This is a genomic window from Streptosporangium subroseum (assembly GCF_900188345.1).
Classification (GTDB): domain Bacteria; phylum Actinomycetota; class Actinomycetes; order Streptosporangiales; family Streptosporangiaceae; genus Streptosporangium; species Streptosporangium subroseum.
This window is the reverse complement of record NZ_FZOD01000044.1, coordinates 14,140-28,802: the sequence shown is the minus strand read 5'-3', so window position 1 is coordinate 28,802 and position 14,663 is coordinate 14,140. Positions and strand designations below refer to the sequence as shown.

The 14,663-nt window shown below is 70.4% G+C and carries 15 protein-coding genes; 10 read left to right on the top strand and 5 right to left on the bottom strand.

What is annotated here, in order from left to right:
- Positions 1 to 18: 18 nt before the first annotated feature.
- The 5 genes from CHC08_RS32445 to CHC08_RS32425 all read left to right on the top strand — a co-directional run bounded on the left by CHC08_RS32445 (position 19) and on the right by CHC08_RS32425 (position 3,244).
- A complete protein-coding gene (locus CHC08_RS32445; RefSeq protein WP_143653420.1) occupies positions 19 to 276 on the top strand; it encodes a hypothetical protein in 258 nt (85 codons plus the stop codon).
- Entirely contained in the window at positions 273 to 593 is a 321-nt protein-coding gene (locus CHC08_RS32440; protein ID WP_089211195.1) for an ATP/GTP-binding protein, read from the top strand. Before CHC08_RS32445 ends, CHC08_RS32440 begins: the two co-directional genes overlap by 4 nt.
- Before the next feature lie 8 nt (positions 594 to 601).
- A complete protein-coding gene (locus CHC08_RS32435) occupies positions 602 to 1,315 on the top strand; it encodes an alpha/beta hydrolase (protein WP_089211194.1) in 714 nt (237 codons plus the stop codon).
- Positions 1,316 to 1,390: 75 nt separating this feature from the next.
- Entirely contained in the window at positions 1,391 to 2,152 is a 762-nt protein-coding gene (locus CHC08_RS32430) for an SDR family NAD(P)-dependent oxidoreductase (protein WP_089211193.1), read from the top strand.
- A gap of 300 nt (positions 2,153 to 2,452) precedes the next feature.
- A complete protein-coding gene (locus CHC08_RS32425) occupies positions 2,453 to 3,244 on the top strand; it encodes an alpha/beta fold hydrolase (RefSeq protein ID WP_089211243.1) in 792 nt (263 codons plus the stop codon).
- Here CHC08_RS32425 and CHC08_RS32420 read toward each other — a convergent pair.
- The 3 genes from CHC08_RS32420 to mce form a co-directional block, all read right to left on the bottom strand.
- Positions 3,204 to 4,502, bottom strand: coding sequence for an AI-2E family transporter (locus CHC08_RS32420; protein ID WP_245878692.1), 1,299 nt, complete (start codon positions 4,500 to 4,502; stop codon positions 3,204 to 3,206). The genes CHC08_RS32425 and CHC08_RS32420 overlap by 41 nt on opposite strands.
- 132 nt (positions 4,503 to 4,634) lie before the next feature.
- Positions 4,635 to 5,915, bottom strand: a complete 1,281-nt coding sequence (locus tag CHC08_RS32415) for a DivIVA domain-containing protein (RefSeq protein ID WP_089211192.1) — start codon at positions 5,913 to 5,915, stop codon at positions 4,635 to 4,637.
- A 196-nt stretch (positions 5,916 to 6,111) separates the two neighbouring features.
- On the bottom strand, positions 6,112 to 6,534 hold the full coding sequence (gene mce / locus CHC08_RS32410) for a methylmalonyl-CoA epimerase (protein WP_089211191.1): 423 nt from the start codon (positions 6,532 to 6,534) through the stop codon (positions 6,112 to 6,114).
- A gap of 84 nt (positions 6,535 to 6,618) precedes the next feature.
- Here mce and CHC08_RS32405 point away from each other — a divergent pair, with 84 nt between their 5' ends.
- Both CHC08_RS32405 and meaB read left to right on the top strand, forming a co-directional pair.
- On the top strand, positions 6,619 to 7,806 hold the full coding sequence (locus tag CHC08_RS32405; protein ID WP_089211190.1) for an acetyl-CoA C-acetyltransferase: 1,188 nt from the start codon (positions 6,619 to 6,621) through the stop codon (positions 7,804 to 7,806).
- Between the two features lie 2 nt (positions 7,807 to 7,808).
- A complete protein-coding gene (gene meaB / locus CHC08_RS32400) occupies positions 7,809 to 8,747 on the top strand; it encodes a methylmalonyl Co-A mutase-associated GTPase MeaB (protein ID WP_218825597.1) in 939 nt (312 codons plus the stop codon).
- Positions 8,748 to 8,877: 130 nt separating this feature from the next.
- On the opposite strand, the gene CHC08_RS32395 is transcribed toward meaB, so the two are convergent.
- Positions 8,878 to 9,552 carry a DUF4230 domain-containing protein gene (locus tag CHC08_RS32395; protein ID WP_089211189.1) on the bottom strand — a complete coding sequence of 225 codons (675 nt, stop codon included), beginning with the start codon at positions 9,550 to 9,552 and terminating at the stop codon, positions 8,878 to 8,880.
- 55 nt (positions 9,553 to 9,607) lie between these two features.
- Positions 9,608 to 10,981 (bottom strand): hypothetical protein, encoded by a 1,374-nt coding sequence (locus CHC08_RS32390; RefSeq protein WP_089211188.1) that lies wholly within the window; start codon positions 10,979 to 10,981, stop codon positions 9,608 to 9,610.
- 342 nt (positions 10,982 to 11,323) lie between these two features.
- Here CHC08_RS32390 and CHC08_RS32385 point away from each other — a divergent pair, with 342 nt between their 5' ends.
- The 3 genes from CHC08_RS32385 (at position 11,324) to CHC08_RS32375 (ending at position 14,662) form a co-directional block, all read left to right on the top strand.
- Positions 11,324 to 11,857, top strand: coding sequence for a MarR family winged helix-turn-helix transcriptional regulator (locus tag CHC08_RS32385; RefSeq protein ID WP_089211187.1), 534 nt, complete (start codon positions 11,324 to 11,326; stop codon positions 11,855 to 11,857).
- Between the two features lie 149 nt (positions 11,858 to 12,006).
- A complete protein-coding gene (locus CHC08_RS32380; protein WP_089211186.1) occupies positions 12,007 to 13,674 on the top strand; it encodes a coenzyme B12-dependent isobutyryl-CoA mutase large subunit in 1,668 nt (555 codons plus the stop codon).
- A gap of 46 nt (positions 13,675 to 13,720) precedes the next feature.
- Positions 13,721 to 14,662, top strand: a complete 942-nt coding sequence (locus CHC08_RS32375) for a tetratricopeptide repeat protein (protein ID WP_089211185.1) — start codon at positions 13,721 to 13,723, stop codon at positions 14,660 to 14,662.
- Position 14,663 lies beyond the last annotated feature (1 nt).

The window sequence follows — 14,663 nt, the reverse complement described above, 5'->3', positions numbered from 1 at the left end:
GGTGCGATGGGGAGAGCGATGACGAGCATCTATGGGACGGCCGGAGTGGTCGGGCTCGCCACGACAGGCCTCGGGAGCCCCGATTCCTCCGTCCGTACGGGGTCCGCCGTGATCGGCGCCGAGGCCGGACCGGCATCGGCGCGCGGCCGGAGCTCCACCACCCGCCACGACCCCCGTACGTCCCGCGCCCCGCACCGTCGATCTCCCCTCACCCCCGCGTCGCTGCTCGACCAGCTCGTCACGGCCAGGGTGCGGAGTCTCCGAGACCGGCCGTGAGCCCCCGCAAGGCTCGTCGGGCCGACCCCTTCGACAGGGGCGGAAACCGGGGGTCCTCCCGTCCCGTCGGCCAGTTCGTGCCCGGGGTCGACCAGGTGGAGGAGTGGCCCGACGGCGACTGGCACGTGCGCCGGGTCACCGGCGCCGGGGCGGACAAGGTCTACCGGTGCCCCGGCTGCGACCAGGAGATCAGGCCCGGCCTGCCCCACCTGGTGAGCTGGCCCGCCTGGTCCGGCGGAGAGAACGAGCGCAGGCACTGGCACACCGCGTGCTGGCGCAACCGGGTCAAGCGTGGTCCCGGCCGCAGCAGATATTGAGGAGACACATGGAGATCAGGGCCTCTACGGTGCTGCCCGCGCGCAGGGAACCGATCGAGTTGCACACCGGTGACGGGCTGAAGCTCGTCGGTGAGCTGGCCCTTCCCGCAGACAGGCCCCCGGTGGCCACACTGATCTGCCTGCACCCGCTGCCCACCCACGGCGGCATGATGGACAGCCACGTCTTCAAGAAGGCCTCCAACCGGCTGCCCGCCCTCGCGGATCTGGGCCTGCTGCGGTTCAACACGCGCGGCACCACCTCCGAGCGGGGCACCTCCGAGGGCGCCTTCGGCGGCGGCGAGGCGGAGCGCCTCGACGTCGCCGCCGCGCTGGAGTGCGCCGACTTCAACGACCTGCCCCGGGTCTGGCTGGTCGGCTGGTCCTTCGGCACCGAGCTCGCGCTCAAGTGGGGTCGCGACCCGCTCGTGGAGGGCGCCATCCTGCTCTCCCCGCCGCTGCACCGGACCACCGACGCCGACCTCGACGGGTGGGCGGAGTTCGGACGGCCGCTGATCGCGCTGGTCCCCGAGTTCGACGACTACCTGCGCCCGGAGGAAGCCCGTGAGCGCTTCGCCCGGGTGCCCCAGGCCGAGGTCGTCGGCGTGGACGGCGCCAAGCACCTGTGGGTCGGCGAGCCGTACGTGCGGATCGTCCTCAACGAGATCGTCCGCAGAGTGAATCCGGCCGCCCATCCCCTCCCCACAGAGGTCGCCGACTCGTAGAATCTTGTTCGGTTCCAGCTCGCCGGCGTGTGCCGGGCCTGGCAGCCGATGGCGCATGTCAACGAGGAGGCAGCCGTGCAGGCGTTCGATCTTTCCGGCAGGAAGGCGTTCATCACCGGGGCGTCGAGGGGCATCGGACGGGCGATCGCCCTCGCCTACGCGGAGGCGGGCGCCGACGTCGCGCTCGTCTCCCGGTCGGCCGAGTCACTGGCCGAGGTGGCCTCCGAGGTGAAGGCGCTGGGGCGGCAGGCCGCCGTCATCCCCTGTGACGTCACCGACAGAGAGGCCGTGGCGGCAGCCGTACAGCGGGGGATCGAGGAGCTGGGCCACGTGGACATCGTGGTCAACAACGCGGGCGGGTCCAACTTCCTCGTGCCGTTCAAGGACCTGAGACTGTCCGGCTGGGACAAGCTGATGAGGCTCAACCTCGACTCCGCCATGTCGGTCTGTCACGCGTTCGCGCCGCACCTCACCGAGCGAGGCACCGCCTCGGTGATCAACGTGGCCTCGGTGGCGGCCAAGGGCGCCCCCCTGCTGGCGGCCTACGCCGCGGCCAAGGCCGGCCTGGTCGCGCTGACCAAGACCCTGGCCCTGGAGTGGGCGGAGAGCGGGGTGCGGGTCAACGCCCTGTGCCCCGGCTGGACCGCCACCGACCTCAACCGCGGGCTCTGGGAGGACGAGAACGCCGGCCGGGCGACCGTCCAGACCGTTCCCATGCGCCGCTGGGGCACCCCCGAGGAGATGGCCCACCCCGCGGTCTTCCTCGCCAGTACGGCCTCCGCCTACATCACCGGCCAGGTCCTCTTCGTCGACGGCGGCGCCACCGCGATGTCCTGACGTCCTCCCCGGCCGTGAGAACCGGGGATTCCAGCACCCGGCCCTCCGGCCGGGTCCGTCGGTTCATCGGCCCGGGCGACCCCGAAGCCTCCCCCCGCGGCACGGCACGCCCCGCCGCGCTCAAGCGAACACATTCCGCTTGGCTATCGCGGAACACCCCGACCCCGCCGAGCCCGACCCGCGCACCCAGGGAAAACACAGGAATCGCCTCCTCCCCGCCCTGAAGGACGGGCCCTCCGCCCTGAATGCCCGGTGAATCAAGGGGTGTCAGACGAGGAGTACGGGAATACGGTGGACAGCGTGCACCTGTACACGCGATCGGCGGGCGAGGGACTTCCGGTCGTCCTCCTCCACGCCTTCCCCCTGTCATCGGCGATGTGGCTGGCCCAGCGTGAGGGCCTGGCGACCACCTGCAAGGTCATCACCCCCGACCTGCGCGGCTTCGGCGGCTCGGTGCTGGGCGAGGACGAGCCCTCCCTCGACGTCATGGCCGACGACGTCGTGCGCCTGCTGGACCGCGAGGGGATCGAGCGCGGGGTCGTCGGCGGCCTGTCCATGGGCGGCTACGTGACGATGGCCCTGTGCCGCCGCCACCCCGACCGGGTGCTGGGGGTGATCCTCGCCGACACCAAGGCGGACGCCGATCAGGAGGCGGCCCGGTCGAACCGCGAGCGGATCGCCGCCACCGTGCTCGACAGCGGCTCCTCGGTCCTGGTGGAGGAGGTGCTCCCCGGGCTGCTCGGGCAGACCACCGTACAGCGCAGGGCGATGGTGTTCGGCCGGGTGCGCGGGCTGGTCCAGGCGGCTCCGCCGGGCGCCGTGGCCTGGGCGCAGCGGGCCATGGCGGGCCGCCGGGACTCCTTCGACACCCTGCGGGCGCTCAAGGTGCCCGTCCTGGTGATCGTGGGGGAGGAGGACGAGATCTCCCCGCGCGCCGACGCCGAGGCGATGGTCGAAGCCGTGCCCGACGGGCGGCTGGCCGTGATCGAGAAGGCGGGTCACCTGAGCGCGATCGAGCAGCCCGAGGCGTTCAACCGCGTCGTGGCCGGCTTCATTGGCGAGCTTGCCGGGGGATCACCACCTCGCGGATGAGCAGCGCGATCGCCGCGGCCACCGGGATGGCCAGCAGCGCCCCGACGATGCCCATCAGCGCGCCGCCGAACAGCGCGGCGATGACGGTGACCGCCGGGGCCACGTCCACCGAGCGCTTCATCACGCGAGGATAGATCAGGTAGTTCTCGACCTGCTGGTAGACCAGGAAGAAGATCGCGCAGGCGATGCCGAGCGTTCCCGACTGGAGGAGCGCCACCAGGGTCACCAGCGCCGCGCCGATCGTCGCGCCGACGAGCGGGATCAGGTCGGTGACCGCCACGATCAGGGCGAGGGCCAGCGCGTACTCGACGCCCAGGACGGAGAGGAACACCCAGGTGACCACGCCCGCGATCACTGAGATCAGCAGGTTGCCGGCCACGTAGCCGCCGATGCCGTCGAGGATCTCGTCGCCGAGCGCTCGGGACCGTTCCCTGCGGCTGCTGGGCACGAGCTTGAAGAGATAATCCTTGATCGAGGGCAGCGAGCCGAGGAAGTACAGGGTCAGGACCAGCAGCGTGACCCCGGAGAAGAACGCGTTGAACACCACCGCGCCCGCGCCGAGCAGGCCCCCCGCCACGGTCTGGGCGAGACCGCCACTGGTGATGTAGTCGCCGGCCCTCGTCAGGATCTGGTAGTCGCTGTCCAACCCCTTGAGCGTGGGGTTGGCGAGCAGTTCCTTCGTGTAGCCGGGGACAGCGCTGACAAACGCGGCCGCCTCCTGGGTCACCGGCGGGACGATCGCCAGGCCGAAGAGCACAAAGAACAGGATCACCGCGCCGAAGACGATCGAGATCGCCCCGCGCCGGGCCATCCGCCGCCGCTGCAGCGCCTCGACGGCCGGATTGAGCCCCACGGCGAGGAACATCGCCACCACGATCAGGACGATCACACTGCGGGAGGTGACCAGCGCCTGGGAGAGCGCCCACGCGGTCAGCAGGCCCAACCCGCCGGTCAGGCCGATCAGGAAGGGGTTGCTGGCCAGTGGCTTACCCGGCTCGCCGTACAGCGCCTCGTGCGCGCCGGTGGTGCTCTGCTCGCCGCGTGCCCCGTGTCCGCCCGGCCTGTCGTGCCTCCCATGACCGCCGAAGGCGAGCGGCCTGCCGTGCGCCGCATGCCCGCCGGAGGTGACCGGCTCGTCGTGTACGGCAGAGCTCGCCGGTCCGCCGGAGGTCTCCGGTCCGCCGGAGACCTCGGGGGAGGAGGGCGGGCCCGGGACGGAGACCTGGGGATCGTCGGACACCTGGGACGCTTCGGGCACAGCTGCTCCTAGCGGAGTGGAGAGAGGTACGCAGAACCGTGAGGACGGTGGGAAGACAAGAAGAGAGCCTAGCGACCGTCAGGTCACCAGGCTCTCTCGTAGCCGTCGCCAACGCCCCGGAATCAGCGGTGCCTACTCCTGCCACCACTCCGCGTCGTCGTCCTTCGTCTCCGCCTTGGCGGGAGCCGGGACCGGCTTCTCGCTGCCGTTGGCGGCAGGGATGGCCGGCTTCGGCGGGGCCGCGGTGATCGCGGGCTCCGGCTCGGAGGCCGGGAGCGGGGCGCCACCGAGCAGCTGGCGCAGCTGCGCGAGGTGGCTGGTGATGCTGTCGCGCTGGCGGGTCAGCTCGTCGACCTGGCGCTGGGCGACCGAACGGCTCCGCTCGGCCTCCGACTTGGCCTCGGAGACGATCGACTCGGCGCTCGACTTGGCCTCGGAGACGACCTGGTCGGCGTTCTTGCGCGCGTTGGCGACCAGCTGCTTGGCGTGGCTGTCGGCCTCGCGGCGGGTCTGCTCGGCCTGCTGGGTGGCCTTGGTGGCGCGCTGCTCGGCGGTGGCCGCACGCTGCTCGGCCTCGGCGACCAGCTTCTGGGTGGCGGCCTGCGCGGTGGCGTGGCGCTCGGCTTCCTGACGCTCGGCGTCCTCGCGGCGGGCGGCGAGCTGGATGTCGAACTCGGCCTCGTCCTGGGCACGCTTGGCCTCGGACTCCTCCAGGACCCGCTGAGCCTGGGCGCGCATCTCGTCGGCCTGGCGCTTGGCCGTGGTGAGGACCTCGTCACGCTCGCGCTTGGTCGAGGCGCGCAGCTGGGCGACCTCGCGCTCGGTGGTGGTGCGCAGCTTGGCGATCTCGCGCTCGGCGTCGGCGCGCTTCTCGGCCACCTCGTGGTCGGCGGTGGCGCGCAGCTTGGCGACCTCGCGCTCGGTGGTGGAGGTCAGTTCGTCCGACTCGCGGCGGGCGGTCGAGCGGATCTCCTCGGCCTCGCGCTCCGCGCTGGTGCGCATCTCGTCGGCTTCGCGGGTGGCGAGGGCGCGCTTCTCGGCCGCCTCGTTCTCCGCGGCGGCGCGCAGGTCCGCGGCGTCGACCTTGGACGCGGCCTTGATCTCGTTCGCCTCGGACCGGGCGGCCTGGACCAGCTCGGTGGCCTGCTCCTCGGCGAGACGGAGCAGCTGCTCGATCCGGGCGCCAAGGCCGGAGTAGGTCGGACGCTCCTGCTCCTGCAACTGCCGCTGGGAGTCGGACAGGTCTCGCTGCAGACCCTGAAGCTGCTCCCGGGTCTGGCGCAGCTCGCCGTCAATCTGCTTCAGATGGTCGTGAACCTGGTGCCGGTCGTAGCCACGGAGCACCACGTCGAATTCCCGAGCGGGGGCGTCTTCAAAGAAATTATTGAGCTGGGCATCGATGTCGGACTGCATGGAGGCTCGATCCTGGGTTGTCGAGACGGCTACACGGGCCGGACGGGGGATTCGGACATCCGAGGCGGGAGCCGTGGCGGGATCCACGTCCGGTGGTAGGCCAGCGTACTCCGGTGACGCGGCCTTGGAGGTCTCGTCCAATTTTATGCACGACTTGTTACGTATGAACGTTTCTTGCATTTGACACGGCGCGTTTTTAATGATCTGGAGCCTGAACGAGCTCCGTGAGCATTCCCGCCACGTCCTTGGGGTGGAGGAAGGCGATGGAGGAACCCATCGAACCATGTCGCGGTTTTTCGTCGAGCAGCCGGATGCCCTTGCCGCCTATTTCCTCCAGGGCGCGCGCGACGTCCGGGACACCGAACGCGACGTGGTGCACCCCTTCTCCGCGCTTGGCGAGGAACTTGCCGACCGGCGTGTCGGGGCCGAGCGGTTCGAGGAGCTGGATGTAGGACCCTCCTCCGTTGCCGTCGGCGATGTGCAGCATCGCCTCCTTGACGCCCTGCTCCTCGTTGATCTCCCGTGCCACCACGGTCAGCTCGAAGGTCCGCTCGAAGAACGCGATCTTCTCTTCCAGGTTGTGGCAGGCGATTCCCACATGGTCGATGCGCATGAACATAGGTCCAACCTCCATGGCGGTCGCTTGGGTACTCATGGGTATGGTGGCAAAGTCGCCGCAAGCCCCGTCAGGGAGGCCCCTTCTATGTCTGGTTCCGTCATTGTCGCCGGAGCTCGCACGCCCATTGGCCGGTTGCTCGGCTCATTATCCGGTCTTTCGGGCGCCGAGCTGGGTGGCCTCGCCATCAAAGCCGCGCTGGAGCGTTCCGGTGTCGCCCCCGAGGCCGTGCAGTACGTGATCATGGGTCAGGTGCTCCAGGCCGGAGCCGGTCAGATCCCTTCCCGCCAGGCCGCGGTCAAGGCCGGGATCCCGATGTCCGTGCCGTCGCTGACGATCAACAAGGTCTGCCTGTCCGGGCTGGACGCCATCGCCCTGGCCGACCAGCTCATCCGGGCCGGTGAGTTCGACATCGTGGTCGCGGGCGGCATGGAGTCCATGTCGAACGCCCCGCACCTGCTGCCGGGTCTGCGCAGAGGCGTGAAGTACGGCGACGCCGGCGTCGTGGACTCGATGGCCCTCGACGGTCTGACCGACGCCTACGACCAGGTGGCCATGGGCGAGTCCACCGAGCGGCACAACGCGCGCCTGGGCCTGACCCGCGAGGAGCAGGACGCCTTCGCCGCCCGCTCCCACGAGCGAGCCGCCGCCGCGATCAAGAACGGGACGCTCGACGCCGAGATCGTCCCGGTGTCGATCCCGCAGCGCAAGGGTGAGCCGGTGGTCTTCTCCGCGGACGAGGGCGTGCGCGCCGACACCACCGTCGAGGTCCTGTCGCGGCTGCGGCCGGCGTTCACCAAGGACGGCACGATCACGGCCGGCTCCGCCTCGCAGATCTCCGACGGCGCCTGCGCGGTGGTCGTGATGTCCAAGGCCAAGGCCGAGGAGCTGGGCCTGGAGTGGCTGGCCGAGATCGGCGCCCACGGCAACGTGGCAGGGCCGGACAACTCGCTCCAGTCCCAGCCCGCCAACGCGATCAAGCACGCCCTCGGCAAGCAGGGGCTCACCGCCGCGGACCTCGACCTGCTGGAGATCAACGAGGCCTTCGCCCAGGTTGTCCTCCAGTCGGCCAAGGAACTCGGCGTCTCCCTCGACAGGATCAACGTCAACGGCGGCGGCATCGCTCTCGGCCACCCGATCGGCGCCTCCGGTGCCCGCATCGTCCTCGCGCTCGCCCACGAGCTCAAGCGCCGGGGCGGCGGCCTCGGAGCCGCCGGGCTCTGCGGCGGCGGCGGCCAGGGCGACGCCCTGATCCTCCGCGTTCCCTCGGCCTGATCGTGGAGGTCTCCGACCTGATCGCCCGGGCCAGGGACGGTCAGCCACGGGCCGTGGCCCGGCTGATCTCCATGGTGGAGAACGGCTCGCCCCGGCTCAGGGAGATCATGGCCGAGCTCCGCACGGACCGGCCGCACCGGGCCCGGATCATCGGGCTCACCGGTTCTCCCGGCGTGGGCAAGTCCACCTCCACCGGGATGCTGGTCCAGGCGTTCCGCAAGCGGGACAAGAAAGTCGGCGTGCTCGCCGTGGACCCGTCCTCGCCGTTCACCGGAGGGGCGCTGCTGGGCGACAGGGTCCGCATGCAGGACCACGCATGCGACCCCGAGGTGTTCATCCGGTCGATGGCCAGCCGCGGCCACCTGGGCGGGCTGTCGTGGGCCACGCCCCAGGCGCTGCGCGTCCTGGAGGCGGCCGGATGCGAGGTCATCCTCATCGAGACCGTCGGGGTCGGCCAGGCCGAGGTGGACATCGCCTCGCTGGCCGACACCACCGTCGTGCTGCTCGCCCCGGGAATGGGCGACGGCATCCAGGCGGCCAAGGCGGGCATCCTGGAGATCGCCGACGTGTTCGTGGTGAACAAGGCCGACCGCGACGGGGCCCAGGCGACGATTCGCGAGCTCCGCAACATGCTCGCCCTGGTCGAGCGGGTGTGGAGGCCGCCGATCGTGCCGACCGTCGCCTATCGGGGCGAGGGCGCCGAAGACGTGGTCAACGCCCTCGACGAGCATCTGGCCTACCTCGAGGAGTCGGGCGAGCTCGCCCGCCGTCGCCAGGTCAGGGCTCGCGACGAGATCGAGGCCATCGCCCTCGCCGCTCTCCGCTCCCGTTTCGCCCACCTGCACGGCGACAGGCGCCTGGACGTCCTGGCCGACCGCGTCCTGGACGGCGATCTCGACCCCTACACGGCCGCCGACGAGCTCATGGAGGCCATCGGCTGACCGGCCTCGCATGCCCCGGTCCGGTCTCCGTTCGAGGTCACGGGTCGAGGCCCTCAGGCGAAGGCAGGGCCCCCGGGCCCGTCGTCACCTGGGCCTCGACGCCGGTCCGTCCTGCCATTCCAGGGGCGTTCTAGGGCTCGTCGGCGAACTTGACGGTGACCTTGTCGAAGCCGAGGGTGCCCAGCATGCCCTGGAGCATGGCCTTGGTGTTCTGGTCGGCCCGGTTGCGCAGGTCGCTGGCCTGGGCGGCCTCGGCGATCTTCTTCTCGGCCAGTACGTAGAGCTCCTGCTGGTCGGCGGGAGAGGAGGACAGGAAGTCCTCCACCCGGTCGAAGAGACCGCGCTGCTGGGCGTAGACGTAGGAGCGCTTGTTGTCGAGGTTGGGCTTCTCGAGCTGGGCGCGGGGCAGCTTGATCGTGACTTCCTTGCGGTCGGGAGACATGGTCAGCGCGCCGTTGGGCAGGCCGCCGAAGTCCACGTAGGCGTCCACGCCGCCCGCACCGACAAAGAGGGTCCGGCTGCCCTTGACGGCGTCGGGCAGGAAGGAGGCGTCCTTCTCCAGATCCACGACGACCTGGAAGTTGCCGGTGGCCGCCTCGAAGCGGCTGAGGTTGTGAATGGACTGCAGCAGCACGGGCTGGCTGCGGTCGATCGAGGTCTCGCCGAAGGGGTTGAGCCACGACCAGGTCAGCCGGGCACCCACGGCAAGGATGATCACGACGACGAGCAGCCCGGCGAGGAAGCGCCAGGGGCGCCTGCGAGGCTTCTGAGGCGCCTCGGGCGGTGCTTCTAAGGGGGCTTTCACGCCGGTCCCCTTCCCTGGGAGGGTGCTTTCTCACGCGGAGCCTATGCTGATCTTGTCAGCTGCGTGGGAACGGGACCGTATCGGGTTTTCCCGAGGGGGACTTCCACGGGGTCGACGGCGGGAGCGTCGGGATCGGGGGAGTGACACCGGGCGCCTGGTAGGACGGTTCGGCCTGTGGAATCCGCGGGAACGGCACCGCCCGGCCGCCCCCGGCCCCCTGGCCCGGCGGCACTGTCTGAGTGGTCTGCCCCGCCTGCCCCCCGAAGTGAGTGCTTTGTAGCCGGCACTCGGTGAAGTCGGCGTAGTACAGCCGGAGCCAGTCGCGCCGCTGGTCCTCCGTGAGACCGGAGAACCACGCGGCGGCGTACTGGTGCTCGGGGAGCGGTCCGCCGGGGAGCGGCTTGCCGCGCAGCCACGCGATCACGATGTCGCGGTATCCGCTCGCCGAGGTGCCCCCGCACTTCGTGCCGAGACCCTCGACGAACTCGTCGGCCGCCCTTTCCGCGAATCCGGCGGCCAGGTCGTCCACGTGGATCGGGACCGTCCCCGGAGCCAGGGGCGCCTGGTCACGCCGGGGGTGCTGCTCCAGCCGGGAGAACTCGCCGGGCGTCCCCGCCAGCCGGGATGCGATCTTGATGAACGCGGAGCCGAGCTCGGGGAGCCCCGCGTGCATTCCCGGGTGCACGCAGACCATGATCGGCCATTCCTGGCAGCTGTAGACCACCTGCTGGGCGGAGCCCGGTCCCGGCTCGGTGAACAGCCGGGCCACCCCGGTCCCGGCCGCCAGCACCGCGAGCAGGGCGGCGGCCAGGACCAGCGCCTGGCGGGTCACCACCGCGGCCCAGCCGAGCAGCAGGGCGGCGCTGATTCCCAGCAACCAGAGCGTCTGGTCGGTGAACGCCGCCGCGCTCAATCCACGGAACAGGTCGTACGGCTCCCGCGTGGCCGGGGTGAGCCGGTCGGCCCAGGGCGGCCCCTGGGCCAGCCCGGCGAACAGGCCGTAGCAGCCGAGCCCCGCGAGCGCCGGAGTGATCGTCCACGGCAGCAGCCAGCCGGTCACCCAGCCGATGACGACGTACAGGGCCAGCCCGGCCACGCCCATGACCAGACCGCTGGGCAACAGCCGCCCAGCCTGCTCGGTGATCATCGTCCTGATCGCCAGGACCAGCACCGTGGCGGTGAAGGCGCCGCCGGCCACCACCAGGACCGCCAGTGGTGCGCGCACCGCCTGCCAGGGGGTCAGGGACCGCCCGCCGGTCCCGCGCCGCCTGCGCACCGCCACCCAGGCGGCGAACGCGGCGGCCACGGGTCCGGTGAGCCGGAGCGAGCCGATCACCGCGACGATGATGTTCTCCCACGCGCTGACCCCGGGAATCAGGACGCTCCACGCCGCGGCCACCCCCAGCACGAGCAGGACGGCGACCGCCATCAACCCACTCTGCTGGAGCTCCTCGCGCGAAACGCCCCTGTGCTCACGCACCGGCGGGCGTGGAAGGGATCCACGCCGTGCCGGCTGCGCCGAAGTCCGTGTGGCGTCTGAACGCCATTGAGTTGTCGTTCACCAAGCACCCCCCGTGCCGTGAATGTGCGGAAGCCGGTCCCCTCGGCACCGGTCCGGACCGCGTCCCCCGCAGGCCGGACTGAGTCTGCGCGGCCACTTGGCCACGGCCTCACCATTCGATGTGGGAACCATAACTGAGCGTGACGTTTGGCGTTGGTGTTCTTGGTGAAGCCGTCAATTTGATGACGCTACGTATATGGGCGAACCGGGATGAGGCCGCGCTACCGTAGCCCTGTGGCTACAGGTCAGCTGAATTTGCCGTTCGACCCCATCGAGCGCGCCGCGGAGACATGGCGCGTTCATTTCGGGCCTTCCTCCGCCATGGCCGCCGTCACATCGATCATGAGAGCGCACCAGATCCTGCTGTCGCAACTGGACACGCTGCTCAAACCACATGACTTGACCTTTGCCCGGTACGAGGCACTGGTTCTGCTGACGTTCAGCAAGACGGGGGCGCTGTCTCTGTCCAAGATCGGTGAGCGGCTGATGGTCCATCCGACAAGCGTGACGAACACCGTGGACCGGCTGGAGCGCGCCGGCCTGGTGCGCCGCCTGCGCAATCCCCGGGACGGCCGCGGGGTGCTGGCGGAGATCACCGACCAGGGTCGCGAGGTCGTGCGCAAGGCGACCGCCGATCTGACGGAGGCCGATTTCGCCATGACGATGTACGGCGAGGCGGAGCGGGAGCAGATGTTCGGCCTGTTCCGGACCCTGCGCGTGGCCGCCGGGGACTTCGAGGGCTGACGCCCGGCTTCCCGGGCCGTCGCGGCCCCGGCCGGTGCCAGGGTTACCCCATCGGCATAACCCTGGCCAAAAATTACTAGGACGTCCTAGTATTTCTCTGAGGCCACAAGCCGTGTAGGAAGCCGCAAGCCGTACAAGGGAGTTGGCTGATGGACGCCGAGAAGATCGAGGCGGGGCGTGCGCGCTGGCAGGCGCGGTTCGACAAGGCACCCAAGCGAGAGTCCGAGTTCCGGACGCTCTCCGGTCTCGACGTGGAGCCGGTCTACGGGCCCGAGGGCGACGACCCCCGTCTGGAGCGCATCGGCTGGCCGGGGGAGTATCCCTTCACCCGGGGCCTGCACCCCACCGGCTACCGGGGCAAGGCGTGGACCATCCGGCAGTTCGCCGGGTTCGGCAACGCCCGGCAGACCAACGAGCGCTACAAGATGATCCTCGGCGCGGGCGGCGGCGGGCTGAGCGTCGCCTTCGACATGCCGACGCTGATGGGCCGCGACTCCGACGACCCGCGCTCGCTCGGCGAGGTCGGCCACTGCGGCGTGGCGATCGACTCCGCGCTGGACATGGACCTGCTCTTCGAGGGCATCCCGCTCGGCGACATCACCACCTCGATGACGATCAGCGGGCCGGCCGTCCCGATCTTCTGCATGTACGTCGTCGCCGCCGAACGGCAGGGGGTGCCGGTCGGCAAGCTCAACGGGACCCTCCAGACCGACATCTTCAAGGAGTACATCGCGCAGAAGGAGTGGCTGTTCACCCCCGAGCCGCACCTGCGGCTGATCGGCGACCTGATGGAGTTCTGCACCGCCGACACCCCGGCCTACAAGCCGCTCAGCGTCTCCGGCTACCACATCCGCGAAGCGGGCTCCACCGCCGCGCAGGAGCTGGCCTTCACCCTGGCCGACGGGTTCGGCTACGTGGAGCTGGGCCTGTCGCGCGGGCTGGACATCGAGACCTTCGCCCCCGGCCTGTCCTTCTTCTTCGACGCGCACATCGACTTCTTCGAGGAGATCGCGAAGTTCCGGGCCGCGCGGCGGATCTGGGCGCGCTGGCTGCGTGACGTCTACGGCGCCAAGACCGACAAGGCGCAGTGGCTCCGCTTCCACACCCAGACGGCGGGGGTCTCGCTGACCGGGCAGCAGCCGTACAACAACGTGGTGCGCACCGCGGTCGAGGCGCTCGCGGCGGTGCTCGGCGGCACCAACTCGCTGCACACCAACGCGCTGGACGAGGTCCTGGCGCTGCCTTCGGAGAAGGCCGCCGAGATCGCGCTGCGCACCCAGCAGGTGATCATGGAGGAGACCGAGGTCGTCAACGTCGCCGACCCGCTCGGCGGATCCTGGTACGTGGAGGCTCTGACCGACCGGCTCGAGGCCGAGGCCGAGGCGATCTTCACGAGGATCCGCGACATGGGGTCGGACGGGTCGATGACCTCGGGAATCCTGCGCGGCATCGAGGACGGGTGGTTCATGTCCGAGATCGCCGAGGCCGCCTTCGACTACCAGCGCAAGCTGGAGAAGGGGGAGAAGCGGATCGTCGGGGTGAACTGCCACACGGCCTCCATCGACGAGCCGCTGGAGATCCTCCGGGTCAGCCACGAGGTCGAGCGCGAGCAGAACCGCGTCCTCGCCGACCGCCGCGCCGCCCGCGACCAGGCGGCCGTGGACGCCGCGCTGGCCGCGATGGTGCAGGTCGCCAGGGGTGAGGGCAACATGATCCCGTCCATGCTCGACGCCGTCCGCGTCGAGGCCACCCTCGGTGAGATCTGCGATGCGCTCCGCGACGAATGGGGCGTCTACACCGAGCCCGCCCGCTTCTAGTGAGGGGGCGTCGGCGCAGTGACTGGGATACGGCAGGATTAGGGGTATGAGCCCAGCGGACTTCACTCGACCCGGATCGCTATACGGTGCCGTGGATCTCGGCGCCCGCAAGCAGGCGCTGGAGGCGCAGGCACGGCGGGAGAGCGTCGCACAGGAAACCGGTGGCGTTCCGGCGCCGGTCATCGATGTCGACGACGCCAACTTCGCGGCGGAGGTCGTCGAACGCTCCATGAACAGCCTCGTGCTGCTGGAGCTCACCGTGACCCGCGCCGAGCAGGCGAAGGAGTACAGCCTCCTGCTGGAGAAGCTGGCCGCCGAGAACGTGGGCCGGTGGATCCTGGCCCGGGTGGACGTCGAGATCAACCAGCAGATCGCGCAGGCGCTCCGGGTGCAGAACGTGCCCGCCCTGTACGCCATCTTCCAGGGCCAGCCGGTGGCGGTCGTCCCCGGCATCGCCACCGAGCAGCAGCTGCGGGAGTGGTTGGTCCAGCTCATGGAGGCGCTGGCCCAGTATCTCCCGCCCGGCGAGGAGGCTCCCGAGTCCCCCGACGCGGAGGGGCAGCCGCAGGAGCCCCCCGTCGACCCGGACGTGCTCGCCGCCGAGCAGGCCATCGACGCCGGTGATCTCGAGGGCGCCGTGGCCGCCTACGAGCGGCTGCTGGCCCGTTCGCCGAACAACGAGGACGCGAAGCTGGGCCTGGCCGGACTGGGCCTGATCCGGCGGACCCAGGACGTCGACCCCGCCGACCTGGAGCGTCGCCTGAACGACCCGGCCGACGTCGAGGCGCACCTTTTGGCCGCCGACTTCGAGATGCTCTCCGGCGAGGTGGACAGGGCCTTCGACCGGCTCGTCGACGTGGTGCGCAGGACCTCGGGCAGCGAGCGTGACAGGGCACGGATGCACCTGCTCGCCCTGTTCGACACGCTCCCCGCCGACGACCCGTCCATCGCCAGGGCCCGGAGAAACCTGGCCAACGCACTGTTCTGAG